Genomic DNA, 26,309 nt, shown 5'->3' with positions numbered 1-26,309 from the left:
GTTCACGCCGTCGGGGCCGGCCGGGCTCCATGCTGGCGGCCCCGACCCGGCCGCCCGCGACCGCATGCCCGTAACGCACCCATCCACGCGCGGAATCCGCACATGAGCATGACGCCGATCCTCGCCGCGTGCCTGGGTGGCGCCGCGGGTGCGGCCGCCACCGCGCTGGGCACGGTGCCGGCCTTGTTCGCGCGGGATATCGACCAGCGCACGCAGGACACCATGTTCGGCTTCGGTGCGGGCGTGATGCTGGCGGCCAGTGCGTTCTCGCTGGCGCTGCCGGGCATCCAGGAGGCGCAGCGCCAGGGCCAGGGGCCGTGGCTGGCCGGCGCGCTGGTGGGCGTGGCGATCCTGGTCGGCGCCGCCGCGCTGGTGCTGCTCGAGCGGGTGCTGCCGCACGAGCATTTCATCAAGGGCCCGGAAGGGCATCCTTCGCTGCGGCTCAAGCGCGCCTGGCTGTTCGTGTTCGCCATCTGCCTGCACAACCTGCCCGAAGGCCTGGCGATCGGCGTGGGCTTCGGGCCGGGCCTGGCGCACGGCACGGCGCTGGCCACCGGCATCGCCATCCAGGACCTGCCGGAGGGGCTGGTGGTGGCCATCGCCCTGATGGCCGCCAGCTACGGCCGGCGCTGGGCCGTGTCGGTGGGCATGGCCTCCGGCCTGATCGAGCCGGTCGGCGCGCTGGCCGGCGCCGGCGTGGTGATCGACTACCCGATGCTGCTCCCGGTGGGCCTGGGCTTCGCCGCTGGCGCCATGCTGTTCGTGGTCAGCCACGAGATCATCCCCGAGTCGCACCGGCAGGGGCACGAGCACTTCGCCACCGGCGGCCTGATGGTGGGCTTCGTGCTGATGATGCTGCTGGACACGGCCTTCGGCTGACGGCCGCACGGTGCGAGGCGGGAGCGGGCTTGCGCGCGGTGCTCTCGGCGTTCGGGCGGACCCGGCTTCCATCGAGCACCCGGCACAGGCATCGCGAGCAGGCTCGCTCCCAGGTGGGGCCGGGCGGGGTCAGTGGCGCGTACCTGCGCCGTCGCCGCGGCCGAGCTCGGCGCCGGTCTGCGGGTTGATCGAGGGGTCGGAGCGGGTGCGCTGCGCCATCTGCCTCAGCACCGACTGCTGTTCCTCGGTCAGGCCAACCTCCGGCAGGCCGCTGCCACCGTCCATCGCCAGCATCTTTTCGCGGTCGCTGACGAACTGGAAGTTGTCGTCGCTGTTCCAGGGCCCACGCATGTCGCCTTCGCCCTGCGAGGTGTTGACGTAGACGTCGGCGAACTCGGGCATGCCGGCCAGCTTGCCGGGCGGGAAGTTCGGCTGGATCGCGTACAGCGCTTTCTCGAACGACTGCTGGTGAGCGATCTCGCGCGTCATCAGGAAACCCAGCGCTTCGCGCACGCCGGGGTCGGCGGTGAGGTTGATCAGCCGTTCGTAGATGATCTTGGCGCGCGCCTCGGCGGCGATGTTGGAGCGCAGGTCCGCCGTGGGCTCGCCGATCGAGTCGATGTAGCCGGCGGTCCACAGCTGGCCGCCGGAGTTGGTCAGCGCGGGGCCGCCACCGTAGAGCAGCTGGGTCACGTGCGAGTCGTTGCCGGCGCCCTGCAGCTCGCGGAACATCTCGGCCTGCTCCTGCGCGCCTTCGGCCAGCTTGCCCTTGGCACCCTTGTTGAGCATGCCGACGATGGTGCCGATCACCTCCAGGTGGCTGAGCTCCTCGGTGGCGATGTCGTAGAGCATGTCCTTGCGGCCCGGATCGTCCTCGGCCAGGGCCTGGGTGAAGTAGCGCATCGCCGCGGCGAGTTCGCCCTGCGGGCCGCCGAACTGCTCGAGCATGAGGTTGGCCAGGGCGGGGTTGGATTCGGACACCCGCACCGTGTACTGCAGGCGTTTGTTGTGAGCGAACATGGTGGGTCCTTGTCGTCTGCGTGGGAGGAGACGGACGGTGCGGGGCACCGGCCGCGAGGGTTCCCGAAGAGGGCAAGAACCGTGCCCGCACGGACGCCGCCGCGGAGCGCGCCCAGGGCGCCCGCGGCGGCAAGATTTGCGGGTGGCTGCAACTATTGCAGCGGTCCGGCGAGCCTGCAGCTCAGTCGGCCGGCACGCAGCGTTCGCGCGCCCAGTCGCGCAGCGCCTCCACCTGCTCGCGCATCAGCACCGACAGCGGCCGGGTCTGCTCCAGCGCCCGGCACAGCGCCGCCTGGTCCGGCGCGGCGTCGCTGGCGACAGCGTCGTACAGCGCGCTGACGATGGCCTGCTCGATCTCGGCGCCGGAGAAGCCCGCGCTGGCCTCGGCCAGGGCCGGCAGGTCGAAGGCCGCCGGGTCCAGCCGGCGCCGTGTCAGGTGCAACCCGAACACCGCCGCGCGCGCCTCCGGCGAGGGCAGGTCGACAAAGAAGACTTCGTCGAAGCGGCCCTTGCGCAACAGTTCGGCCGGCAACTCGTGCACGGCATTGGCGGTGGCGACCACGAACACCTTGGCCTTGCGTTCGGCCATCCAGGTCAGCAGGTAGCCGAGCACCCGGCGCGACACGCCGCCGTCCTCGCCGCCGCTGGCCAGGCCCTTCTCGATCTCGTCGATCCACAGCACGCAGGGGGCGAGCAGCTCCACGCTGGCCAGCGCCTCGCGCAGGTTCTTCTCCGTCTCGCCCTGGTACTTGTCGTACAGCGTGCCGAAGTCCAGCCGCACCAGTGGCACGCCGAAGCCGCCGGCGATGGCCTTGGCGGCCAGGCTCTTGCCGCAGCCCTGCACGCCCAGCAGCAACACGCCGCGGGGCGGGTCGAGTGCCGGTTGCGGGTCGAGGAACACCGCGCGCCGCCGCTGCACCCAGGCGCACAGCCGCGACACGCCGGCCACGTCGGCGAAGCTGGCCGTGGCGTACTCGTAGTGCAGCAGGCCCGAGCGGTTGAGCAGCTCGAACTTGGCGCGCATCAGCTCGGGCAGGTCCTGTGGCCCCAGCGCGCCGTCGTTGTAGATGAGCTTGCGCACGATGCGGCGCGCGTCCGGCGCGGACAGCCCCACCAGGTTGCGTACCAGCGTGCGCGCGGCCTCGCCGTCCACCTCGAGCCGGCGGCCCTGTTCGCGCTGCCAGGCGGCCGCTTCGCCGCGCAGGATGCCGGCCAGCTCCTTGAGGTCGGGCAGCGCCAGCGGCACGCGCGTGGCCAGCGCTTCCAGTTCCTGCGGCAGCTCGACCCGCGCGCCGACCAGCACCACCGTGTGCGCGGCGCTGCGGTGCCGCTGCACGATCTCGCGCAACTGGCGCAGGCTCATCGCGTAGCGCAGGAACGGGTGGAAGTCGAACAGCAGGTAGATACCGCGCTCGGGCGCCGCGCGGATCGCCTCCAGCGTGGCACCGGCGTCCGGGGCCACCTCGGCGCCGGGCTGGGCGAAGTCCAGCCGCCCCAGGCCGTCGGTGAGCGTCCAGCGCCAGAGCGGGCGCAGCGCCTGCCCGATCACGTGGCGGAAGCACTCGATCACCCGCTGCTCGTCCACCGTCTCGATCACCAGCAGCGGCGTCGCCGCGCGCACCAGCGTGGTGAGGTCGTCCAGTTCGCTCATGCGTCCCCCTTGCGAGGGCGACACGTTAGCAGGTACGCGGCGCCGGCTGCCGCTGGAGCGGGTCTGTTCGCAATGCCTTGGCTGAACCGGCTTCCGGAGCCCAGGCAGGGGCCGAGAGCATCGCGAGCACGCCCGCTCCTACAGGGTAGGCCTTCGTGCTTTCCCGCTTCACGGCTTCGGCGCTACGCTGGGGGTTCCGCCACGAGGAGAGCCGTCATGCGTGTGCTGCTGTCCCTCCTGCTGTGCCTGGCCGCGACGTCCGCCATCGCGGGACCGGCTCTGGACAGGCTGACTCTGCCCAAGGGTTTCCACATCGCGGTGTATTCGGACCAGGTGCCGCAGGCGCGCGAGCTGGCGCTGGGCGCCAGGGGCACCGTGTTCGTCGGCTCGATGGACGCGGGCAAGGTCTACGCATTGACCGACGCCGATCACGACGGCCGCGCGGAAAAGGTGCGGGTGGTCGCCAGCGGCCTGCAGCTGCCGGTGGGGGTGGCCTTCCACAAGGGCGACCTGTACGTCTCGGCGGTCAGCCGCATCCTGGTACTGCGCGACATCGAGAATCACCTGGACGACCCGCCCAAGCCCGAGGTCGTCTACGACACGTTCCCCACCGAGACCCACCACGGCTGGAAGTTCATCGCCTTCGGCCCGGACGGCAAGCTGTACGTCCCGATCGGCGCGCCGTGCAACCTGTGCGACAGGGGCAAGGCCTACGCCAAGCTGACCCGCATGAACCCGGACGGCACCGGCCTGCAGGATGTGGCCTACGGCATCCGCAACACGGTCGGTTTCGACTGGCAGCCGGGCACCGGCAAGCTGTGGTTCACCGACAACGGCCGCGATCTGCTCGGTGACGACGTGCCCAGCGACGAACTCAATCGCCTCGACCGCCTCGGCGAGCATTTCGGCTACCCGTACTGCCACCAGGGCGACGTGCCCGATCCGGAGTTCGGCCAGGGCCATCCCTGCAAGGACTACGCGCCGCCGGTACTCAAGCTCGGCGCGCACGTGGCCGGCCTGGGGCTGCGCTTCTACACCGGCCGGCAGTTCCCGGCGCGCTACCACGGCGCCATCTTCGTCGCCGAGCACGGCTCCTGGAACCGGACCAGGAAGTCCGGCTACCGGGTGATGGCGGTGCGCCTGGAGGACGGCAAGGTGGCGTCCTACGAACCCTTCGTCACCGGCTTCGAACACAACGAGCAGGCCTGGGGCCGGCCGGTCGACGTGCAGCCACTGCCGGACGGTAGCCTGCTGGTCAGCGACGACCTGGCCGGGGCGGTCTACCGGATCACCTACGGAAAAGGCGGCTGAGGCGGGCGTACCTCCCCTTTCCCCGAGCCCTCCGCCCCGGCGTCGCCGGGGCAGGGGCGCCAACCAGGAGATCTCCATGCAGCTACGCAGCGACAGTTTCCGGAACGGTCAGCGCATCCCCGAGCGGTACGCCTTCGGCAAGCGCGGCGACCCGATCGCGTTGTCCGGCAACCGCAACCCGCACCTGGCCTGGCGCGACGCGCCACCGGGCACGCGCTCGTTCGTGCTCACCTGCATCGACGTGGACGTGCCCAGCCGCGGCGACGACGTGAACAAGCAGGGCCGCGTGGTCAGCGCCGACCTGCCGCGCGTCGAGTTCGTGCACTGGCTGATGGCCGACATTCCGGCCGACTGCGGCGAGCTGGGCGAGGGCTCGTGCAGCGACGGCGTCACCCCGCATGGCAAGCGCGCCCCCACCGGCCCGGCCGGCAGCGTGCAGGGGCAGAACGGCTACACCGGCTGGTTCGCCGGCGATCCGCAGATGGCCGGCACTTACCTGGGCTACGACGGCCCCTGTCCACCGTGGAACGACGCGCGCCTGCACCACTACCGCTTCGAGCTGCACGCGCTGGACGTGGCCGGCCTGGGCCTGGCGCCCGGCTTCACCCTGGACCAGCTGCGCGCGGCGATGGCCGGCCACGTGCTGGCCAGCGCCGGGCTGGTGGGCACCTACGCGATCAATCCGGACGCCGGGTGAACGGTGGTCGCCCTGGCACGCGCCTCTTCACGTGCAGATGGCACCCCCTGTGGATGAATGAACGCGTGTCCGGCCCTCGCAGGCCGACCCACTGAAGGGGGCCGTTCAGTCAATGAGGGAGCCGTCATGCTGCACTACGCCATCGTTTTTCTGGTCATCGCCATCATCGCCGCCATCCTCGGCTTCGGCGGCATCGCCGGTGCCGCGGCCGGCATCGCGAAGATCCTGTTCGTGATCTTCCTGATCCTGGCGATCATCGCTTTCTTCCGCCGCGCCAGCTGAAGCGGCCATTGCCACACCTCCACAGGGAGAAACGCCATGACCCATCCGATCCAGGGTTCCTCCACCCCACGCGACCCGGGCCTCAATCCATCGGTGCCGAACCCGGCGCTGGCCGACACCGAGACGGCGATGGGCACGGGCACGTCACCGCGGACCCATGACCGCATCGACCAGGGCGCCGAACGGGTCAAGCAGGCCACCTCCGAGGCGGTGGCCCGCACCAAGCAGGCCGCCGACAAGGTCGAGGCCAGCGTGCACCGTGCCACCGACCGCGCCGCCGATGCCGCCCATCGGGCGAACGACCGCGCCGCCGACTTCGCCGACCGCGGCCGCGAACTGGCCGACGAGACACTGGACAAGGCGGACGCCTGGATGGCCAAGGCCCGCGAGTACGTGCGCGAGAAGCCGATGCAGTCGGTCGCCATCGCCCTTGGCGCCGGCTGGCTGCTCGGCCGTATCCTGCGTCGCTGATCCTCTCCTAGCGAGCGCCAGGGATGTCCGAGGCCGAGCCCGAACCCCGCACCGGTGCGGAAACCGAGGCGCCGCCGCCTACCGGCGTGCTGACCGAGCTCGGCCAGCTCGGCCGCGCGGCCAAGCAGCTGTTCGGCGCGCAGCTGGAACTGCTGTCGGCCGAGATGGGGCTGGCGCGCAGCGCGCTGTCGTGGATGCTGCTGGCCGGGCTGGCGGCCACCGTCGCCGGCGTCGGCCTGGGCCTCACCCTGCTGGCCCTGGTCGGTGTGCTGCTGGCCAAGTGGTTCGCCTCCTGGGCCTGGGCGCTGGTCGCCCTGGCCGTGCTGCAGCTGCTGTTCATGCTGGCGGCGATCCTGTTCTTCCGTCGCTGCATGCACTGGATGAGCCTGCCCGCCACGCGCAGCGAGTGGGGTGCGATGATCCGCGACACGCGGGCACGGGCGCGGCGACGGGTCGAACGGGAGGACGCAGCATGAGCTTGTTGGGTCAACATGCACGGGTACGCGCCGCGCAGCGGCGCATGACCGCGGCGCGGGCCGCGGTGGCGGCGCCGGCCTCGGCGCTGCTGGCGCGCGGCGAGCGCCATCCGTTCGCGACGCTGGGCATTGCCGCCGGCGCCGGCTTCGTGATGGGCCACATGAACGTCCATCCGCTACGCATCCCCGGCCTCGGCGGCCTGCTCGGCGGCGTGATGGCCGAAGCCGCCGCGCTGGGCGCCAGCTTCATCGCCCAGTCGGCCGACCACGACGCATGAACCTGCCCGTCCCCCCGACCACGTCGGCGGCCCCCGCCGACGTGGCGCCCGCGGTCACGCCGCCGGCGCCGAGGGCCGACACGCGGCAGCGGCGCCTGGCCCGCGCCCTGCGCCGGCACCTGCTGGCGGTGCGCGTGGTGCTCAACGCCATGCTGGTGCTGGCGCTGCTCTACACGGTGACGCTGGCACGCGTGGTGCTGATCCCGCTGGTGCTGGCCGCCTTCATCGGGCTGGCGCTCAACCCGCTGGTCGCCGCCGGCGCCCGTCACCGCCTGCCACGCTGGCTTACCGCCAGCGTGCTGATGGTCGCGCTGCTGGTCGGCCTGGGCGCCGGCGTCGGCGCGCTGGCCCAGCCGGCGGTCGGCTGGTTCCACGGCGCACCGGCGGCGATCCGCAGCTTCGTGCCGAAGCTGCGCAGCGTGACCCGGCCGCTGGAGGCGGCCAACCGCGCCACCCAGACCCTGGTCGGCGGCCCGGTGCACGCGCCGCCGGCGCCGTCCTCGACGCTGGCGATCTCGGCCTGGGACGTGGTGTCCACCGCGCCCAAGGTGCTCGCCGCCGTGCTCACGGTGGTGCTGCTGGTGTTCTTCTTCCTGGTCTACGGCGACCTGCTGCTGCGGCGGCTGGTGGAGATCTCGCCCGGGTTCGCCTACAAGCGCCACGCGGTGGAGATCGTGCGCAGCATCCAGATCGAGGTGTCGCGCTACCTGCTCACCGCCCTGCTGATCAACGCCACGCTCGGCGCGCTCACCACGCTGATGCAGTGGCTCTATCACATGCCCGATCCGCTGCTGTGGGGCGTGGTCGCGATGACCGCCAACTTCATACCCTACGTGGGTGCGATCACCACCACCATCGTGCTGGGACTGGTCGGCATGATCCACGCCCACGACCTGGCCACCGCGTTGTTGCCGGCGGCGACCTTCGCCGGCATCACGGCGCTGGAAGGCAACCTGATCACGCCGATGATCCAGGGCCACCGCATGCGCCTGTCGCCGATCGCGATCCTGATCTGGCTGCTGCTGTGGGGCTGGCTGTGGGGCATCCCCGGTGCGCTGCTGGCCGTGCCGATGCTGACCAGCGTCAAGCTGATCACCGAGCGCGTGCGCGGCTGGGGCTGGTTCGCGGTGATGGTGCAGCGCTAGCCGGGCGCGCGCTACAGCGGCATCGCGGCAAGCAGGATGTACTCGCGTTCGTGCGCCGGCACCCGCCCGAGCTCGTCGGACACCAACGTGACCGGCCGCTCCACCAGCAGCTCGTCGCTGAGCACCACGCCCGCACGGAAGGTGGTGTAGCCGATCCAGTGCGAGCGGCCGGGCTGCACGCGCACCGCGTAGCTGCGGCCCGCGCGCACCAGCGTGGCGGCGAGCCTGTCGCCGAGGTAGGCACCGCCGCCCTCGCCCTCGCGCTCGAGCGTGACGCGCGCGTCGGCCGGATCCAGCGCGACCACGGTGACGGTCTGGCGACCGCGCGGTCCCAGCTCCCACGGTCCGGCGATGTCCACCTGCCCTGCTGGCCCAGCCGCAGCTTCGCCGGGGCGGCGCCCCACAGGCGCGGATTCCAGGCCAGTCCGCTGGCATCGGTATTCGCGGCGCAGCGCCCGTCGAAGCAGGCGGTGGCGCCGCCGTCGCGGAACTCCACCGTGCCCGCGCCCGGTGCGCGGCCGTCGTAGCGGTAGTCGATGTGCAGCCGAGGGTGGGCCGGCGCCTCATCCAGCACGCGGTACGTCGCGGTGCCGCTGATCCTCCAGACGCTTTCGTCGAAGCCGTCGGCGTGGAAGGCGACCGTGCGGGAGAACACGTCGGCATAGCGCTCGCCGGCGTGGAACACCGGCGCCAGCGCGGCGGCGTGCGCGGCCGGCAGGGTGCCGGCGGCGGCCAGCAGCAAGGTCGCGAGCAGGGGCATGGCGCGCTCCTTCAGCGGGCGGGAGGGGAAGAACCGGCCGGTGTCACGCCGTGGCGGCGCAGCACCTCGGCGATGTCCACCCGCCAGAGGTTGCGCGAGCCGTTGAGCGGACCGGCCAGCCGCTTCTGCAGCGAGGCGGCATCGTCACGCGCCTTGGGATAGTGCACGTCGTCCTGCCGGTTGCTGGACAGGTACAGCTCGCCGAAGTGCGGCCCGAGCGACGGCGCGTTCTCCAGATCGGCGGTGTTGACGTCGCCGCCCAGGTGCTCGGGCTTGCCCCAGCGCCCGTCCGGCTGGCGGAAGGCGATGTAGAGATCCGCGCGGCCCAGCGCATCGCCCTCGTCGCCGGCGTACACCAGGAAACGCTGCTGCGGATCGACGCACGGGTCCATGCGGTTGTGTTCCAGGTCGCCGAGCGCCACCCGCTCGGGGTCCGCATAGCCGTGGCCGGTCCAGTGCGCGACGTAGATCTGGTAGAACCGGCCCGAGTCCGGGCGATGCGCCGAGAAGTAGACGTCGCCATTGGCCGCGACCGACGGGTTGTAGATCTGCGCACCGTCGTTGAGCGCGCCGGCGACGTGCACCGGCGCGCCCCAGCGCCCGTCGGGCTGGCGTTCCACGTACCACAGGTGGGTGCCGGCGAAGCGACGGCCCTGCAGGCTCGCCTCCACCGGCGGCTGCCCCGGCCGCGGCGGACGGTTGGAGACGAAGTACAGCCGCCGGCCGTCGGGCGAGAAGCCCGGCTCGGAGTCATGCCACTGGCCGGAGAACGACGCCACCTGCGGTGTCGACCATCCCGCGCCCTGCCGATGCGAAACCAGGATGGTGTCGTCCTTCTCGGCGAAGTCCGAGCGCATGAAATACACCGTGTCGCCGTCGGGCGAGAAGGCGGCCGAGGTCTCCTGCAGGCCGGTGGAGATCACGCCGGGCCCGAGCAGGTCGGCGGCGCCCGCGACGGTGCAGGCCGTGGCCAGGGTCAGGGCGAAGGCAAGGTGGTGCAGTCGCATGTGTCGGTCCTCGTGCCGGGAGCGATCAGCCTTGCGCGCAGGCGCGTGCCGCACAGCCACTTTGGGACCGGCGGCGCCACCGGTGGGACGAGCGGTCGCCCGCCAGGGCCGCGCAGGCGCCGCGGCAGCAGCGAGCTTGCCCGCGATGCGCTCCGCGCCGGCGTCGTGACGTGGCCATGCTCCGGTATCGCCCCCGCCGGAGCATCGCGAGCAAGCTCGCTCCTACCCGAACACGCGGAGGCGCGGTCAGGCGATGCCCAGCGCCCGCCGCGCGTGGACGCGGAAGCGGCGGCTCAGGGTCAGCCGCGTGCCGTCGTGCAGCACGACCTCGGCGTTGCCCTGGAACAGCGGGTGGATCTCGCGCACGCGCTCCACGTTGACCAGCGTGCCACGGTGGATACGCAGGAAGCGGCCCGGGTCCAGCATCGCCAGCAGGCCGCTCAGGGTTTCCCGGTGCAGGTAGGCCTGCTTGCCGACGTGGATGCACACGTAGTTGCCGTCGGCCTGGATCCAGTCGATGGCGTCGGTGGGGATCACGCGGATGTGCTCGCCCACCCGCACGCTGATCCGCTGCACGGGTACGGCCGCGGCGTGCGCCCCCGGCGCCACCGGCGTGCGCGCCTGCAATCCGCGCCAGTGCCGGCGCACGCGCTCGAGAGCCTGGTCGAAGCGCGCCTGGTCGATCGGCTTGAGCACGTAGTCGAGCGCGTTGGCGTCGAAGGCGCGCAGCGCATGCTGGCCGTACGCGGTGGCGAACACCACCATCGGCAGCGTGTCAGGCTGCAGCTGGTGCAGCAGCTTGAAGCCGTCCAGGCCCGGCATGCGGATGTCCAGGAACAGCAGGTCCGGCGCCAGCGCGGCCACCGCCTGCAGCGCCTCGGCGGCGTTGCCGCATTCGCCGACGATCTCGAAATCGGCGTGCGCGGCCAGCGCCTGGCGCAACGCCAGGCGGGCCAGCACCTCGTCGTCCACCAGCAGGGTGCGGATCGGCGCCGGGCTCATGTCGCGTGCTCGCGGAAGGGCAGGCGCAATTCGACCCGGGTGCCGCCCTCGGTCTTGCGGTGCAGCGCAAGGCTGGCCGCGGCGCCGAACAGCACCCGCAGGCGCGCGCGCGTGTTGCCCAGGCCGAGGCCCTCCGCCGGCCCGTCCGGCGGCAGGCCGAGGCCGTCGTCGTCCACCTGCAGGTGCAGCTCGTCGCCATGGCGGCGGCTGGCCACCTGCAGGCGGCCGGGTGTGGGCTTGGCCAGCAGACCGTGACGCAGCGCGTTCTCCACCAGCGGCTGCAGGATCATGCTCGGCACCGCGGCCCGCAGCGTGTCGGGCGCCACCTCCAGGTGCGTGGACAGCCGGTCCTGGAAGCGCACCTGCTGGATGTCCAGGTAGCAGCGCAGGAACTCCATCTCGCGCGACAGCGGCACCTCGCTGGCGTGGCGCTCCTCCAGCGTCAGCCGCAGCAGATCGCTCAGCCGCGCGATCATCAGCCGCGCCTGCAGCGGGTCGGCCAGCGCCAGCGCCGAGATCGCATTGAGCGTGTTGAACAGGAAGTGCGGCTGCAGCTGCATGCGCAGCGCCTGCAGTTGCGACTGCGCCAGCTGGGTCTGCAACTGGGCATTGCGCAGCCGCTCGTCGCGCAGCCGGCGGCGCGAATCCAGGCCGCGCAGCACCACCAGGATCACCCAGTAGGTCAGCAGCGCCAGGTGGTAGCTGTAGGCGAACTGCATGCGCAGGTAGGCGGTGACCGTGTGCGCCGGCATCCGCCCCGGGCCGCACACGTACCAGAACACCAGCAGGTGGACCAGCACCTGCGCCAGCGCGATGCCCAGGCTCGCCGGCACCTGCACGGCGAGGAACCGGCGCCAGCCGTGCCCGGCGGTGCGCCGCCCCAGCCGGCCGACCAGCGGCGCCAACAGCATCCACAGGTAGAAGTCGGCGAAGTTCCACACCAGCACGCGCGACCACGCCGGCGGGTTGCCCTCGCCGATCGAGGACAGCCCGGCGCTGAGCGCGTACGAGGCCGCCAGCAGCGTCCAGAAGCCAAAGGCCAGGACCAGGGTGGTCGATCGGCGGGGTGGGGCGGAATCGGGCACGTGGGCCTCCCGGGGCATGGGCATGGTGGCGCGCGGCGAGTGTGCTGCGGAGGCGCTCACTCGCGACAGTGCCGCAAGGCGTGGCTCCCGGCGTGCGCGTCGCGCCGGCACGCCAGCGACAGCTGCCACAGGTTGTCGCCCGCGGCCAGGGCCGGCGCGGGCCGGTCGCTGTGAAAGTACAGCGTGCGTCCGCCCGCCGTCAGCTGCGCACCCCTGCTGTGCGTGCCCCGATTCACCCCGTCGCCGAGGTCTTGCGGTGCCGTCCAGCCGGCGGGCGTGTGGAAGGCGATCGCCAGGCGGTAGGGCGTGCCGGGGCCGTGGTTGACGCTGACCACGATGAACGAGCGGTCCGGTGCGATGGCCGGATCACGGACCAACGCGTCGGCGTCGCCAGGCGTCACCGGGTGGGCGGGGAGGTAGCGGCCGTGCCGGTAGGCCGCGTGCATGAGGCGCAGGTCGTTCCCGTCGCAGCCGATGAAGTAGACGCTGCCGTCGCCCGCGATGCTCGGCGCGGGGGTGGTCGAGCACCTGTCGACGGGGTCGGGCAGGCGCACGGGCCGGCCCCGGCCGGCGCCCTTGCGGTCGACCCGCCAGAGGTTCATGCCCATGCCGGTCCGGCGCTGGCCGCCGCGGATCAGGCCGAGCAGTGCGCCGCAGGGGTGGGTCGGCCGATTAGACACGAACAGCAGGTGGGAACCGTCCGGCGCCATCGCCGGGCCGAGGTCCCGCCAGCGGCCCGGGAACGGGGCTGGCGGCGGCGCGGACCAGCGCGCTCCGTCGCGGTGGAACTCGAGCAGGGTCCAGCCGTCGCCGTTCCCGCGCATGAAATACACGCTCGTGCCGTCCGGCGTGGGCGCGGCGGCGCCCTCGTCGCCGGGGCCGGACACGAGACCGGGCGCGAACAGGCGCGGCGCAGCGAGCCCGGTCGCGGCCGCGCCGCAAGCCGCCACGAGGGTCGGCAAGGCGAGGCAGATCGACAAGCGCATGGGGGCCCTCCGGGTCGCCGTCGTCGCCGGTACGCGCGCCACACTAGCGCGCGCGGCGGCGCAGGTCGCCGGGCCGGTGGCGAGCGGCCGCCCTGGCGGGGCGAGCGGCGCGATGCGCCCGACCGGCGGGGTCTCAGGCGTCGGCGACGCGCACCACGAGCTTGCCGAAGTTGCGCCCCTCGAGCAGGCCGATGAAGGCCGCCGGCGCACGTTCGAGCCCGTCGACGCGGTCCTCGCGCACGCGCACCAGGCCGGCCTCGATCCACTGGGTCATGTCGCGGCGGAAAGCCTCGAAGCGGCTGGCGTAGTGGTCGAGGATGATGAAGCCCTGCATGCGGATGCGCCGTTGCAGCACGGTCGCCATCAGCCGCGGCAGCCGGTCCGGACCGGCCGGCGGCGCATCCTCGTTGTAGTGTGCGATCACGCCGCACACCGGCACGCGCGCGCCGAGGTTGAGCAGGGGCACCACGGCATCCAGCACCTCGCCGCCGACGTTCTCGAAATAGACGTCGACGCCGTCCGGGCAGGCGGCGGCCAGGCGCTCGGCCAGGGCCGGCTCGCGGCGATCGAGGCAGGCGTCGAAGCCGAGTTCCTCCACGGCGTAGCGGCATTTGTCGGCGCCGCCGGCGATGCCCACCACGCGCGCGCCCTTGAGCCTGGCAATCTGCCCGACCACGGCGCCCACCGCGCCAGTCGCCGCGGCCACCACGACGGTCTCGCCGGGCCTGGGCTGGCCGATGTCGAGCAGGCCCACATAGGCGGTGAAGGCGGGCATGCCCAGCCCGCCGAGGGCGAGCGAGGGCTGCGCCAGGTCGCCCAGCGGCGTCAGGTCGCTGCCGTCGGAGAGCGCGTAGTCCTGCCAGCCGGCGTTGGCGAGCACCAGCTCGCCGACGCGGAAGCCCGGGTGCCGCGAGGCGGCCACGCGGCTGACCGTGCCGCCGACCATGGGCTCGCCCAGCCGCACCGCCGGCGCGTACGCGGTGCCGGCCGCGTCCATCAGGTTGCGCATGTACGGGTCCAGCGAGAGATAGAGCGTGCGCAGCAGCACCTGTCCCTCGTCCGGCTCGGGCACGGCGGCGAGCTCGAGCCGGAAGTCCGCCGGCGTGGGCAGGCCGTGCGGGCGCGCGGCTAGCACTACGCGGCGGTGGGTCGTGGCGGTGGTCATGGATCGGCTCCCGGTGGTTCCACAAGCAGCGCTGCGCCGGTCACGGCGCCGCCGCCAGCCCGTCGCAGCGCTCGTTCGCGCAGGCCTGCCAGCCGCCGCCGAGGGCCTTGTACAGGGCGATGGCGCGCAGGTTGATGCCGGCCTCGGCCTCGGCGAGCTGGTCCTCGGCGGCCAGCTGCGTGCGCTGGGCGTCGAGCAGCTCCAGGTAGTCGATGGCCCCGGCGTCGTAGCGGATCTTGGCCAGCGTCGCCGCGCGTTCGCTCTGCGCGGCCTGCTCCAGCAGGTGCTGCACGCGCACGCGCTGCTGGTTGTAGCCGACCAGCGCGTTGTCCACGTCCTCCAGCGCGCGCAGCACGGTGCGCTGGTAGCCGGCCAGCGCGGCGTCTGCGCGCGCCTCGCTGGCCTTCACGCCCGAGCGCACGCGCTGCACGTCGAGGCCGGACCAGGTGATGCTGGGCGCGATCGACCAGGCGCGCGTCGACGGGCTGCCGAAGTCGTTGCTGCGCCCGGCCAGGAAGCCGAGGAAGCCGCCCAGCGTGACGTGCGGGAACCAGTCGGCCTTGGCCACGCCGATGCGCGCCGTGGCGGCGGCGAGCTCGCGCTCGGCGATGCGGATGTCGGGGCGCCGGCGCAGCACGTCGTCGGCGTTGCCGATCGGCAGGGTGGTGTCGATCGGCGTGAAGTGCGCGGGCGAGAGGTCGACGTCGAGCTCGCCGGGGCGTTCGCCGAGCAACACGGCCAGGCGGAAGCTGTCGGCCTGCGCCTGCGCCTCGAGCACAGGCAGGGTCGCCTCGACGCCGGCCAGCCGCGCGCGGGCGCTGGCCACGTCCTGCTCCGAGCCGGTACCCAGCGCCGCGCGGCTCTGGATCAGTTCCAGCGCCTCACGCTGGTTGGCGATGTCGCGCCGGGCCACCTCCAGGCGCAGCTGCGTGCCGCGCAGGTCGAAGTAGTTGCGCGCGACCTCGGCGAACAGCGTGACCTGCGCGTCCTGCAGCGACGCGGCGGCCGCGTCGCTGTCGGCACGTGCGGCTTCCACCTGGCGGCGCACGCCACCGAACAGGTCGAGCTCCCAGCTGGCGTCGAAGCCGGCCTGGTAGGCGGTGGTGGTGGTGCGCTGCTCGCTCACGCCGGGCGTCTGGCCGCGGCTGCGCGTGTAGCTGGCGCCGGTCTCGACGTCCGGCCACTGCTGCGAGCGGGCGGTGCCGAGCAGGGCGCGCGCCTCGTCCAGGTGTGCCAGCGCGATCTTCAGGTCCGGCGCGTGCTTCGCGGCGCGGGCGATCAGCGCGTCCAGCGTGGGATCACCGAACTGCTTCCACCAGCCGGCCTGGAAGTCGGCGCTCGACTGGCGTGCGGCATCCACGCCCTGCAGCGTGACCGGCTTCTCCTGCGGGCGGTGATAGTCCGGCCCGACGTTGATGCAGCCGGCGAGGATCGCGGTCATGGCCACAGCCAGGATACGGAGCGCCCCGGTGGCTCCCGATTTCGATACGGGCCGGGGGAGAGCGAGCGGGTCTTTCATACGGTGTTGCATATCAGTGCTCCTCGATCGCCGTCGGCAGCGCCGGATGGCGGGCGGCGCGCCGCGCCGCCGCGCGCTCGCTCCAGCCGCGCACGATCACGTAGAACAGCGGGGTGAACAGCAGGCCGAAGAAGGTCACACCGAGCATGCCGGCGAACACCGCCACGCCCATCGCGTGGCGCATCTCCGCGCCGGCGCCGTGCGAGGTGACCAGCGGCACCACGCCCATGATGAAGGCGATCGACGTCATCAGGATGGGCCTGAGTCGCAGCCGCGCGGCCTCCAGCACGGCCTGGCGGCGGTCCAGGCCTTCGTGGATCTGCGCCTCGCGGGCGAACTCCACGATCAGGATCGCGTTCTTGCAGGCCAGGCCGACCAGCACGATCAGTCCGATCTGGGTGAAGATGTTGTTGTCCCCGCCCGACAGCCACACGCCGGCGATTGCGGACAGCAGCACCATCGGCACGATCAGGATCACCGCCAGCGGCAGGGTCAGGCTCTCGTACAGCGAGGCCAGCACCAGGAACACCAGCAGCACGCACAGCGGGAACACCAGCACCGCGGTGTTGCCGGCCAGGATCTGCTGATAGGTGAGCTCGGTCCACTCGTAGCTCATGCCGTTGGGCAGGTTGTCGCGGGCCAGCTTCTCCATCGCCGCCTGCGCCTGGCCCGAGCTGAAGCCCGGGGCCGGGCCGCCGTTGATCTCGGCGGTCGGATAGCCGTTGTAGTGCTGCACGCGGTCCGGACCGACGCTCTGGTGCACCTGCACGAACGAGCCCAGCGGCACCGCCTGGCCGGCGGCGTTGCGCGTCTTCAGCCGCAGGATGTCCTCCGGCTCGCGGCGGAAGCCCGGTTCGGCCGACACGTTGACCTGATAGGTGCGCCCGAAGCGGTTGAAGTCGTTGACGTACAGCGAGCCCATGTAGGCCTGCATGGTCTGGTAGACGTCGGCCAGGTTGACCCCCTCGGCCTTGGCCTTCTCGCGATCCACCTCGGCGTCGATCTGCGGCACGCTGACCTGGTAGCTGGAGAACAGGCCCGCCAGCGCCGGCACCTGCTGGCTCTTCGCGATCAGGTTCTGGGTCTGCTTGTAGAGCTCCTCGAAGCCCTGGTCGCTGCGGTCCTCGATCTGGATGCGGAAGCCGCCGATCGTGCCCAGGCCCATTACCGGCGGCGGCGGGAACACCGCGATGTAGGCATCCTGGATCGCCGCGTACTTCTGGTTGAGCGCGCCGGCGATGGCACCGGCCGAGAGCGACGGGTCGGTGCGTTGGTCGAACGGCTTCAGCGTGACGAAGACGATGCCGGAGTTGGGCGAGTTGGTGAAGCCGTTGATCGAGAGGCCCGGGAACGCCACCGCGCTCTCCACGCCCGGCTGCTTGAGCGCGATCTCGCTCATGCGGCGGATCACGTCCTCGGAACGATCCAGCGAGGCGGCGTCCGGCAGCTGCGCGAAGGACACCAGGTACTGCTTGTCCTGCATCGGCACGAAGCCGGTCGGCACGTGGATGAAGCCGAACACGCCCAGCGCCACCAGCGCGCCGTAGATCACGAGTGCCGGCGCACCCTTGCCGAGCACGCGCCGCACGCCGCCGACGTAGCGCTCGGCACCGCGCACGAACAGCCGGTTGAACGGGCGGAACAGCCAGCCGAAGGCGCGTTCGATCCACACGCTGAGCCGGTCCTTGGGCGCGCCATGCTCCTTCAGCAGCAGCGCCGACAGTGCCGGACTCAGGGTCAGCGAGTTGAACGCCGAGATCACCGTGGAGATCGCGATGGTCAGCGCGAACTGGCGGTAGAACTGGCCGGTCAGGCCGCTGATGAAGGCGGCCGGCACGAACACCGCGCACAGCACCAGCGCGGTGGCCACGATCGGGCCGGTCACCTCGGTCATCGCGCGACGGGTGGCCTCCTTCGGATGCAGGCCGTGCTCGATGTGCCGCTCGACGTTCTCCACCACCACGATGGCGTCGTCCACCACGATGCCGATCGCCAGCACCAGGCCGAACAGCGAGAGCGCATTGAGCGAGAAGCCGGCCAGGTACATCACCGCGAAGGTACCCACCAGCGACACCGGCACCGCCACCAGCGGAATGATCGAGGCACGCCAGGTCTGCAGGAACAGGATCACCACCAGCACGACCAGCGCGATCGCCTCGAACAGCGTGTGCACCACCGCCTCGATCGAGCCGCGCACGAACACGGTCGGGTCGTAGACGATGCGGTAGTCCACGCCCTGCGGAAATTCGCTCTTGAGCTGCGCCATGGTGGCGCGCACTTCGTCCGAGATCTGGATCGCGTTGGAACCGGGCCGCGCGAAGATCGGCAGCGCCACCGCCGGCTTGTTGTCCAGCAGGCTGCGCAGCGCGTAGTTGTTCGAGCCCAGTTCCACCCGCGCCACGTCACGCAGGTGCGTGACCGCGCCGTCGGCGGTGGTGCGCACCACGATGTTGGCGAAGTCTTCCTCGCTGACCAGGCGGCCGCGGGTGTTGATGTTGAGCTGGAACGCGGCCCCGTTCGGCGCCGGCGGCGCGTTGAGCGCGCCGGCGGCGACGTCCACGTTCTGCTCGCGGATGGCGTTGACGACGTCGCCGGTGGTCAGACCGCGCATGGCCAGCCGCTCGGGATCGAGCCACACGCGCATCGAGTATTCGCCGGCGCCGAAGATCTGCACGTCGCCCACGCCGTTCAGGCGCGCGAGCTGGTCCTTGATGTGCAGGCGCGCATAGTTGGACAGGTACAGCATGTCGTAGCGCTGGTCGGGCGAGATCAGGTGCACGACCATGGTCAGGTCGGGCGAGCTCTTCTGCGTGGTCACGCCGAGCCGCTGCACCTCCTCCGGCAGACGCGGCAGCGCCTGCGCCACGCGGTTCTGCACCTGCACCTGGGCGTTGTCCAGATCGGTGCCGAGCGCGAAGGTCACGGTCAGCGTCATGGTGCCGTCGCTGGTGGCTTGCGAGGAGGTGTAGAGCATCCCCTCGACGCCGTTGATCTGTTCCTCCAGCGGCGTGGCCACGGTGGCGGCGATCACCTTGGGGTTGGCGCCGGGATAGCTGGCGCGCACCACCACGGTGGGCGGCACCACTTCCGGGTATTCGCCGATCGGCAGCTTGAACAGCGCTATCGCGCCGGCGATCACGATCAGCACCGACAGCACGCCGGCGAGGATCGGACGCTCCACGAAATATTGGGCGAGTTTCATCGTTGGTTTCCCTGATGCGTCTGGATGCCTTCCCGCGAGGGAAGGCTGGGGAGGGCCGCCTTGCGGGACGGCCGCCCCCGACCTCTTCCGTCACGCGGAAGAGGGAACCGTGTTTCCCCTGTCGCGGCCGCGCCGGCGGCCGCGGGCTTGCCTCAGTTGCGCGCGACCTGGCCGTTGCCGCCGCCGGCCTGCGCGAGGCGGCTGTCGGCGTCCAGGGCCCGGCTCTCCATCGCCACGCGGGTGGGGTTCACCTCCATGCCGGGGCGCACGTGCTGCAGGCCGTTGACCAGCACCACGTCCTGCGCGGTCAGCCCGTCGGTGACCACGCGCAGGCCGTCGACCAGCGGACCCAGGGTGACCTTGCGGTACTCCACCTTGCGGTCCTTGCCCAGCACGTAGACGAACTTGTTGCCCAGGTCGGTGCCCACGGCGCGCTCGTCGATCAGCGCGCGCGGCCGGCGGCTGGGCGTGCGCAGCTCCAGGCGCACGTACAGGCCGGGCGTGTAGCGGCCGTCGGCGTTGTCGAACACCGCGCGCAGGCGGATCGTGCCGCTGCCGGCGTCGAGCTGGTTGTCGACGAAGTCGATGCGGCCCTTGTGCGGGTAGCCGTCCTCGTCGGCCAGGCCCATCGCCACCTGCGGCGCCTGGCCGCGTTCGCGGCGCAGGCGGTCGAGCTTGAGGTAGCTGTGCTCGTCGATGTCGAAGTAGGCGTACACCGGATCGACGCTCACCACGCTGGTCAGCACGTCGGCCGGCGTGACCAGGTTGCCGGCGGTGATGCGCGCGTTGCTGACGCGTCCGTCGATCGGCGCGCGCACCTCGGTGAAGCCACGATTGAGGCGCGCCGCCTCCAGCGCGGCGGCGGTGGCGGCGGCCTGCGCCCTGGCGCTGGCCGCCGCGGTCACCAGGCGGTCGGCCTCCTGCTTGGAGATCGCGTGCTGCGCCAGCAGCTTCTGTGCGCGCTCGGCGTTGGAATCGGCCAGCGCCTGCTCCGCACGCGCCTGGTTGAGGGTGGCGGCGAGGCGGTCCACCTCGGCCTGGTACGGCCGCGGATCGATGGTGAACAGCAGGTCGCCCTGGTGCACCCGCGCGCCTTCCTTGAAGTGCACCGCGGTGACGTAGCCGCTCACGCGCGGATGCACCTGGACGGTGTCCACCGCCTGCAGGCGGCCGGTGAAGGCATCGGTGTCGCTGACCGGGCGCACCAGCGTCTGCGCCACGGTAACCGTGGGCGGCGGCGGCGCGCCGCTTTCCTGGGCGTGGCTTTCGCCACGACTGCCGAGCACCGCCCAGCTGCCGATCGCCACGGCGGCGGCCAGGCTCACGAGGATCCATCGCTTCTTCATGCTGCGCTCCCGGGTTTCAAAATAGTGCACCGATCGGTACAGGACCGGCGGAGGCCCGGGAGAATAGGTATACTTATCGGTATAGAAAACCGCGATGTGGTGCAATGCAATAGTGACGTCGAGTCACGAATGAACCGGGAGCCACCCCAATGGAAGACTTTGCAGCAATTTCCGCCTTCGTCCGCGTGGTCGATGCGGGCAGCTTCGCCGCGGCGGCCGCCCAGCTCGGCATGACGCCCTCGGGGGTGAGCCGTGCCGTCTCACGGCTGGAGGAACGGCTCGGCGCGCGGCTGCTGTTCCGCTCCACCCGCTCGCTGCGGCTGACCGACGACGGTGCGGTGTTCCACGCCCGCTGCAAGGACATCCTGGCGGACCTGGCCGAGGCCACGGAGGCGCTGGGCTACGCCAACCGCAAGCCTGTCGGCAGGTTGCGCGTGGGCATGTCGCTGGCCGTGGGCCGCGCCGCACTGATCCCGCGGCTGACCGAGTTCGAGCAGCGCTACCCCGACATCCGCCTGGAACTGTCGATGAGCGACCTGCCCTCGGACATGAACGGCGAAGGTATCGACTGCGCCATCCGCGTCGGCGAGCTGGAGGACTCCAGCCTGATCGCGCGCAAGATCGGCTACCTGCGCAACGTGGTGTGCGCCTCGCCCGAGTACCTCGCCCGCTTCGGCGCGCCGCGGAGCATCGAGGACCTGGCCCGCCACCGCTGCATCAACTATGTCTACCCGAACGGCCGTCCGCGCCAGTGGCAGTTCGACGGCCCGCACGGCCCGATCTCGGTCGACATCGACGCGCACCTGCTGATCAACGACGCCGAATCGGTGATCCAGGCCGCCGCGGCCGGCCTGGGCATCACCCAGGCCCCGCACATGCTGGTCGCCTGCATGCTCGACCTGGGCAAGCTCGAGCTGGTGATGCCCGAGATCCGCTCCACCGGCAAGCCGGTGTGGATCGTCTACCCGCAGAAGAAGCACCTCTCCGCGCGCGTGCAGGCCTTCATCGACTGGGTGCGCGAGCTGTTCGAGCGGACCAACGAACCGCAATTCCGCATCCCCGCGCGGGTGGCCGCCGGCAAGAGCGGGCCGGGCGTGCCGGCGGCAGCCTGAACGGGCAGCGGGCCCGCCGCGCTGGTCATTGCGGCCGCCGATGGCGACGGCCGCCCGCTCGTCAACCGCCGGCCGGCAGCCAGATCAGCAGGGCGATGCCCAGCGCGATGCGGTACACCGCGAACGGCGTGAAGCGGTGCGTGCGGATGTAGCCGAGCAGCCACTTCACCGCGGCGAAGGCGACGATGGCCGAGACCACGAAGCCCACGACCAGCGCGCTCCAGTCCTCGTGCGCGGCGCCGCCGCCCTTGAGCACCTTGAGCAGTTCGTAGCCGGTGGCGGCGTACATGGTCGGGATGCCGACCAGGAAGGCGAATTCGGTGGCCGCCGCGCGATTGCTGGTGCCGGCCAGCAGCGCGGCGAAGATGGTCGCGGCCGAGCGCGAGGTGCCGGGAAAGATGCCGGCGAGCATCTGCGCGACGCCGACGAGCACCGCCACCGGCCAGGTCACCTCGCTGCGCTCCGGGCGCCGCGCCGCCACCGCCTCGGCCCCGAGCATCCACAGTCCGCCGATCACCAGCGCCCAGGCAATCGGCGTGACCGTCTCGGGCAGCTTGAACCCGAGCTTGACCGCCACGAAGCCGAGCGCGGCCGTGATCAGGAAGGCCACCGTGAGCTTGGCCAGGTAGTCGCGGTTGGCCGGGTCGCGCCACTGCGTGAGCAGCTGCCACAGCCGCTTCCAGTAGATCAGCGTGACCGCCAGGATGGCGCCCGCCTGGATGCCCACGTTGAAGAGGTCCGAGCGCGCGCCCAGGCCCAGCCGTTCGGCGATCAGCAGGTGACCGGTGCTGGAGATGGGCAGGAATTCGGTGATGCCTTCGATGATGCCGAGCAGGATGACGCGAAGCAGATCGCTCACGAGAGCTCCCAGGAAGAAAGGTGCAGGCGAACGCCCTAGCTTACGGGAACGGCGGGAAGGCGCCGTAGAGGCCGCTCGGCGCAACGGCGGGCGCTTCACGCCCGGCGCATGGCTGGATGCCTATAAAGGCGTTGCCGCGTGTTGCGGCAGGAGGCGAGCCATGAACGACGACCGCATCGAAGGTACCAAGCACGAGATCAAGGGCGGACTGAAGGAGGTCGCCGGCAAGGTGACCGGCGACACCTCGACCGAAGTGTCCGGCAACCTCGAGAAGAACGCCGGCAAGGTGCAGCGCAACGTCGGCGAGGTCGAGGACGAGCTGGACGACGATCTGGAGGAGTGACGCCGACCCGCCTGATTTGCACCAATATGGGCAATCGGAAAGCCCATATTGGTGCCACAACACCCGGGCCGGGCCTGCGCGCGGCGCTACCAGGCCGTCCGGCGCCTGGCATGGGCATTGCTAAAGGGCTGCATCCCTTCGCCATCGCCCACCCGAGGTTGCCATGACCGCCCAGAAAGTGCTCGACCTGATCGCCGAACACAACGTCGAGTTCGTCGACCTGCGCTTCGCCGACATGCTCGGCAAGCATCACCACGTGACCTTTCCCGCGCACGCCATCGACGAGTCGACCTTCGAGGACGGCAAGATGTTCGACGGCTCCTCGATCGCCGGCTGGAAAGGCATCAACGAGTCGGACATGGTGCTGATGCCCGACCCGGAGACCGCCCACCTGGATCCGTTCTCCTCGCACACGCAGCTGATCCTGCACTGCGACGTGCTGGAGCCCTCGACCATGCAGGCCTACGGCCGCGACCCCCGCTCGATCGCCAAGCGCGCCGAGGCCTACCTCAAGTCGACCGGCATCGCCGACACCGCCTTCTTCGGGCCGGAGCCGGAGTTCTTCATCTTCGATTCGGTGCGCTGGCAGAACGACATGGGCCGCGTGTTCTACGAGATCGAGTCCGAAGAGGCCGCGTGGAGCTCGCGCTTCAAGTACGACGAGGGCAACACCGGCCATCGTCCGGGCGTCAAGGGTGGCTACTTCCCGGTCTCGCCGGTCGACTCGCTGGGCGACCTGCGCGCCGACATGTGCAAGGTGCTCGAATCGCTCGGCCAGAAGGTCGAGGTGCACCACCACGAGGTCGCCAATGCCGGCCAGTGCGAGATCGGCACGCGCTTCAACACGCTGGTGAAGAAGGCCGACGAGCTGATGACGATGAAGTACGTCATCAAGAACGTGGCGCACCAGAACGGCAAGACCGTGACCTTCATGCCCAAGCCGATCGTCGGCGACAACGGCTCGGGCATGCACGTGCACCAGTCGCTCAGCAAGGACGGCAACAACCTGTTCGCCGGCGAGCTGTACGGCGGCCTGTCGCAGACCGCGCTGTGGTACATCGGCGGCATCTTCAAGCACGCCCGCGCGATCAACGCCTTCGCCAACTCCACCACCAACAGCTACAAGCGCCTGGTGCCGGGCTTCGAGGCGCCGGTCATGCTTGCCTACTCGGCGCGCAACCGCTCGGCCAGCTGCCGCATCCCGTACGTGGCCAGCCCGAAGGGCCGCCGCATCGAGGTGCGCTTCCCCGATCCGATGCAATCGGGTTACCTCACCTTTACCGCGCTGATGATGGCCGGCCTGGATGGCATCCTGAACAAGATCGACCCGGGTGCGCCGGCCGACAAGGACCTCTACGACCTGCCGCCGGAAGAGGAGAAGAACATCCCGCAGGTGTGCTCGAGCCTGGACGCCGCGCTGGAGGCGCTGGACAGGGACCGCGACTTCCTCAAGGCCGGCGGCGTGTTCACCGACGACTTCATCGACGCCTACATCGCGCTGAAGATGCAGGAGGTGACCCGCTACCGCGCCAGCACGCACCCGCTGGAGTTCCAGATGTACTACGCGATCTGAAGCGGTCGCGGCAAGGACGGCGACGGGCGCCCCGGGGCGCCCGTCTTTTTTCCGGGAGGGAAACACGGGCCGCCACCGGTGGAGGCAGCCACATTGTCTGCACGGCCGGCCGGCCTACCATCGAGGCGCTCGGGTCGACCGGGCCCGCGGGGCAGGGCTGCGCGTTCGAGGGGACACCACGATGACAGCCGTCCGGCCACCAAGCCTCATCCGATCCCGCATCGTGCTGGCGGCTGGCTTCGTGTTGCTCGCGCTGCTGCTCGCCGGTGCCTATCTGCTGGCGGACGTGCGCGAGCAGGGCATCCGGCAGGAACAAAAAGCCGAAGCGGTCAGGCATACCCTGACCGAAGTGCTGCTGGTGATCGAAGGTGCGGAAACCGCCCAGCGCGGCTACCTGCTCACCGGCCAGGCGGTCTATCTCGCTCCCTACCGCGCCGCGCGCAGCAGCCTGCAGGCAGCCCTGGGGGAGCTGGACGCGCAGGTCAGCTCACCGCAGGCGCGCGAGCGGCTGACCGAGCTGCGCGGCCTGGTCGCCGCCAAGCAGGCCGAGATCGAGCAGACGCTGGCTCTCTACCACGGCGGGCGACAGCAGGCGGCGGTGGAACTGGTCCGCTCCAACGTCGGGATGGACCTGATGCAGCGGATCCGTCGCGTCGTGCGCGCCATGCAGGCCGACTGTGACCGCCGCATCGAGGTGGCGCGCGCCAAGGGGCGCGTGTTGTCGGACTGGCTGCTGGCGGGCGTATCGGTGATTTCGCTCGCGATCCTGGGCCTGGCCACGCTGAGCCTGCGCGAGATATCCCGCCGGCACCGGATGATCGTGCGCACCCGCGACGAGCTGCTCGCCTCCAACGAGGCGCTCAAGGCCAGCGTACGGCAGCAGGCGATGCTGGAGGAGGCGGTGCGCCAGTCACGCAAGATGGAGGCGCTCGGCGCGCTCACCGGCGGCCTGGCGCACGACTTCAACAACATGCTGGCGGTGGTGATCGGCAATCTGGAGCTGATGCGCATGCGCCTGGCCAAGGGCGGCACCGATCTGCAGCGCTACATCGACTACGCCCTGGAGGGCGCGCAGCGCGCCGGCGAGCTCACCCGCAGGCTGCTCGCGTTCGCGCGCAAGCAGCCGCTGCGGCCGGTGCTGGTGTCGCTGAACGAGGCGGTCGCCGGCATCACCGAGATGATCCGCCGCACCCTGGGCGGCATCTACACCATCGAACTGGTGCAGGCCGGCGGGCTGTGGCCGGTGGTGGTCGACGTCAACCAGCTAGAAAACGCACTGGTCAACCTCGCTGTCAACGCGCGCGACGCCATGCCCGAAGGCGGCCGGCTGACGATCCAGACCGCCAACGTGGCGCTGGACGAGGATTACGCGAGCCGGCACCCCGACGTCGGCAGCGGGCCCTACGTGATGATCGCGGTCACCGACACCGGACACGGCATGAGCGAGGACGTGCTGGCCAAGGCCTTCGATCCGTTCTTCACCACCAAGGAGGTGGGCAAGGGCACCGGGCTGGGGCTGAGCCAGGTCTACGGCTTCGTGAAACAGTCCGGCGGCCACGTGGACATCGCCAGCGAGCCGAAGAAGGGCACCACGGTCCGCATCTACCTGCCGCGGGCGCCGGAAGGGAGCCTGCAGGCGCCGATGCCCGCACCGGCGGCCGAGGCCGACGCGCTGCCGCGCGGGGACAGCGCGACCACCATCCTGCTGGTGGAGGACGACCCGTCGGTGCGCATCTTCGCCGCCGAGGCACTGACCGAACTGGGCTACAGCGTGCTGACCGCCCCGAGCGGGCACCGCGCGCTGGCCAACCTGGAGGCGAATCCCCAGGTGGCGCTGCTGCTGACCGACGTGGTGATGGCCGAAATGACCGGCCGCCAGCTGGCCGAACTGGCGCTGCGGCTGCAGCCGCAGCTGCGGGTGCTGTACATGACCGGCTTCACCCGCGAAGCGCTCGATCGCGGCGGGGTCATGGAGCCGGGCGTGGCGCTGCTGCGCAAGCCGTTCACCCTGGACGAACTGGCCCATCGCGTGCATGCGGTGCTGGCCGGCGCGCCGCCCGCCGGCGGTGCCCGCGCGGATCCGTCGCACGGATAACGGGCACGCGTTGCACCAGCAAGGCGCAACGCCCATCATGGGCAC

General features: G+C 71.1%; 24 protein-coding genes. 12 read left to right on the top strand and 12 right to left on the bottom strand.

Features of this window, described 5'->3' with window-relative positions:
• Window positions 1-102 precede the first annotated feature (102 nt).
• Complete coding sequence (locus WAT24_RS00275; protein ID WP_336805807.1) at window positions 103-879, top strand: ZIP family metal transporter; 777 nt, start codon at window positions 103-105, stop codon at window positions 877-879.
• Window positions 880-1,008: 129 nt separating this feature from the next.
• On the opposite strand, the gene WAT24_RS00270 is transcribed toward WAT24_RS00275, so the two are convergent.
• Together WAT24_RS00270 and WAT24_RS00265 are read right to left on the bottom strand one after the other, a co-directional pair.
• Window positions 1,009-1,899, bottom strand: coding sequence for a manganese catalase family protein (locus WAT24_RS00270; protein ID WP_336805806.1), 891 nt, complete (start codon window positions 1,897-1,899; stop codon window positions 1,009-1,011).
• Between the two features lie 181 nt (window positions 1,900-2,080).
• Window positions 2,081-3,550 carry an AAA family ATPase gene (locus WAT24_RS00265; RefSeq protein ID WP_336805805.1) on the bottom strand — a complete coding sequence of 490 codons (1,470 nt, stop codon included), beginning with the start codon at window positions 3,548-3,550 and terminating at the stop codon, window positions 2,081-2,083.
• A gap of 216 nt (window positions 3,551-3,766) precedes the next feature.
• Between WAT24_RS00265 and WAT24_RS00260 the strand changes: the two genes are divergently transcribed.
• The 7 genes from WAT24_RS00260 to WAT24_RS00230 all read left to right on the top strand — a co-directional run bounded on the left by WAT24_RS00260 (window position 3,767) and on the right by WAT24_RS00230 (window position 8,210).
• Window positions 3,767-4,861: a PQQ-dependent sugar dehydrogenase gene (locus WAT24_RS00260; RefSeq protein ID WP_336805804.1), complete on the top strand. Its 1,095-nt coding sequence runs from the start codon at window positions 3,767-3,769 to the stop codon at window positions 4,859-4,861.
• 76 nt (window positions 4,862-4,937) lie between these two features.
• Window positions 4,938-5,558, top strand: coding sequence for a YbhB/YbcL family Raf kinase inhibitor-like protein (locus WAT24_RS00255; protein ID WP_336805803.1), 621 nt, complete (start codon window positions 4,938-4,940; stop codon window positions 5,556-5,558).
• Between the two features lie 126 nt (window positions 5,559-5,684).
• Window positions 5,685-5,840 (top strand): DUF1328 domain-containing protein, encoded by a 156-nt coding sequence (locus tag WAT24_RS00250; protein WP_091335435.1) that lies wholly within the window; start codon window positions 5,685-5,687, stop codon window positions 5,838-5,840.
• A 129-nt stretch (window positions 5,841-5,969) separates the two neighbouring features.
• On the top strand, window positions 5,970-6,311 hold the full coding sequence (locus WAT24_RS00245; protein ID WP_336806356.1) for an ElaB/YgaM/YqjD family protein: 342 nt from the start codon (window positions 5,970-5,972) through the stop codon (window positions 6,309-6,311).
• Between the two features lie 23 nt (window positions 6,312-6,334).
• Window positions 6,335-6,787: an ABC transporter ATP-binding protein gene (locus WAT24_RS00240; RefSeq protein WP_336805802.1), complete on the top strand. Its 453-nt coding sequence runs from the start codon at window positions 6,335-6,337 to the stop codon at window positions 6,785-6,787.
• A complete protein-coding gene (locus WAT24_RS00235; RefSeq protein ID WP_336805801.1) occupies window positions 6,784-7,065 on the top strand; it encodes a hypothetical protein in 282 nt (93 codons plus the stop codon). Before WAT24_RS00240 ends, WAT24_RS00235 begins: the two co-directional genes overlap by 4 nt.
• Window positions 7,062-8,210, top strand: a complete 1,149-nt coding sequence (locus WAT24_RS00230) for an AI-2E family transporter (RefSeq protein ID WP_336805800.1) — start codon at window positions 7,062-7,064, stop codon at window positions 8,208-8,210. The genes WAT24_RS00235 and WAT24_RS00230 overlap by 4 nt, the downstream gene beginning before the upstream one ends.
• An 11-nt stretch (window positions 8,211-8,221) precedes the next feature.
• Here the strand turns inward: WAT24_RS00230 and WAT24_RS00225 are convergent, their stop codons facing one another.
• The 9 genes from WAT24_RS00225 to WAT24_RS00185 all read right to left on the bottom strand — a co-directional run bounded on the left by WAT24_RS00225 (window position 8,222) and on the right by WAT24_RS00185 (window position 20,282).
• A complete protein-coding gene (locus WAT24_RS00225; protein ID WP_336805799.1) occupies window positions 8,222-8,569 on the bottom strand; it encodes a hypothetical protein in 348 nt (115 codons plus the stop codon).
• A gap of 412 nt (window positions 8,570-8,981) precedes the next feature.
• Window positions 8,982-9,977: a TolB-like translocation protein gene (locus tag WAT24_RS00220; RefSeq protein ID WP_336805798.1), complete on the bottom strand. Its 996-nt coding sequence runs from the start codon at window positions 9,975-9,977 to the stop codon at window positions 8,982-8,984.
• A gap of 246 nt (window positions 9,978-10,223) precedes the next feature.
• Window positions 10,224-10,979: a LytR/AlgR family response regulator transcription factor gene (locus WAT24_RS00215; protein WP_336805797.1), complete on the bottom strand. Its 756-nt coding sequence runs from the start codon at window positions 10,977-10,979 to the stop codon at window positions 10,224-10,226.
• Window positions 10,976-12,064 (bottom strand): sensor histidine kinase, encoded by a 1,089-nt coding sequence (locus tag WAT24_RS00210; protein WP_336805796.1) that lies wholly within the window; start codon window positions 12,062-12,064, stop codon window positions 10,976-10,978. The genes WAT24_RS00215 and WAT24_RS00210 overlap by 4 nt, the downstream gene beginning before the upstream one ends.
• A gap of 56 nt (window positions 12,065-12,120) precedes the next feature.
• Window positions 12,121-13,050 carry a TolB family protein gene (locus WAT24_RS00205; RefSeq protein WP_336805795.1) on the bottom strand — a complete coding sequence of 310 codons (930 nt, stop codon included), beginning with the start codon at window positions 13,048-13,050 and terminating at the stop codon, window positions 12,121-12,123.
• A gap of 133 nt (window positions 13,051-13,183) precedes the next feature.
• Window positions 13,184-14,215 (bottom strand): NADP-dependent oxidoreductase, encoded by a 1,032-nt coding sequence (locus WAT24_RS00200; protein ID WP_336805794.1) that lies wholly within the window; start codon window positions 14,213-14,215, stop codon window positions 13,184-13,186.
• Between the two features lie 40 nt (window positions 14,216-14,255).
• Entirely contained in the window at window positions 14,256-15,656 is a 1,401-nt protein-coding gene (locus tag WAT24_RS00195; protein WP_336805793.1) for an efflux transporter outer membrane subunit, read from the bottom strand.
• Between the two features lie 91 nt (window positions 15,657-15,747).
• Window positions 15,748-18,936, bottom strand: a complete 3,189-nt coding sequence (locus WAT24_RS00190) for an efflux RND transporter permease subunit (protein WP_336805792.1) — start codon at window positions 18,934-18,936, stop codon at window positions 15,748-15,750.
• A gap of 152 nt (window positions 18,937-19,088) precedes the next feature.
• On the bottom strand, window positions 19,089-20,282 hold the full coding sequence (locus WAT24_RS00185) for an efflux RND transporter periplasmic adaptor subunit (protein WP_336805791.1): 1,194 nt from the start codon (window positions 20,280-20,282) through the stop codon (window positions 19,089-19,091).
• Between the two features lie 149 nt (window positions 20,283-20,431).
• Here WAT24_RS00185 and WAT24_RS00180 point away from each other — a divergent pair, with 149 nt between their 5' ends.
• Complete coding sequence (locus WAT24_RS00180; RefSeq protein WP_336805790.1) at window positions 20,432-21,394, top strand: LysR family transcriptional regulator; 963 nt, start codon at window positions 20,432-20,434, stop codon at window positions 21,392-21,394.
• A gap of 61 nt (window positions 21,395-21,455) precedes the next feature.
• On the opposite strand, the gene WAT24_RS00175 is transcribed toward WAT24_RS00180, so the two are convergent.
• A complete protein-coding gene (locus WAT24_RS00175; protein ID WP_336805789.1) occupies window positions 21,456-22,253 on the bottom strand; it encodes an undecaprenyl-diphosphate phosphatase in 798 nt (265 codons plus the stop codon).
• Window positions 22,254-22,413: 160 nt separating this feature from the next.
• Between WAT24_RS00175 and WAT24_RS00170 the strand changes: the two genes are divergently transcribed.
• The 3 genes from WAT24_RS00170 to WAT24_RS00160 all read left to right on the top strand — a co-directional run bounded on the left by WAT24_RS00170 (window position 22,414) and on the right by WAT24_RS00160 (window position 26,264).
• Window positions 22,414-22,596: a CsbD family protein gene (locus WAT24_RS00170; protein WP_336805788.1), complete on the top strand. Its 183-nt coding sequence runs from the start codon at window positions 22,414-22,416 to the stop codon at window positions 22,594-22,596.
• 163 nt (window positions 22,597-22,759) lie between these two features.
• Window positions 22,760-24,169 (top strand): type I glutamate--ammonia ligase, encoded by a 1,410-nt coding sequence (glnA, locus tag WAT24_RS00165; protein ID WP_336805787.1) that lies wholly within the window; start codon window positions 22,760-22,762, stop codon window positions 24,167-24,169.
• 223 nt (window positions 24,170-24,392) lie between these two features.
• Window positions 24,393-26,264, top strand: a complete 1,872-nt coding sequence (locus WAT24_RS00160) for a CHASE3 domain-containing protein (RefSeq protein ID WP_336805786.1) — start codon at window positions 24,393-24,395, stop codon at window positions 26,262-26,264.
• Window positions 26,265-26,309: the final 45 nt, after the last annotated feature.

The sequence above is a fragment of the Fulvimonas yonginensis genome (assembly GCF_037137055.1).
GTDB classification, from domain to species: Bacteria; Pseudomonadota; Gammaproteobacteria; order Xanthomonadales; family Rhodanobacteraceae; genus Frateuria_A; species Frateuria_A yonginensis.
The sequence above is the reverse complement of the archived record's forward strand: the minus strand, read 5'-3'. Positions and strand labels throughout refer to the sequence as shown.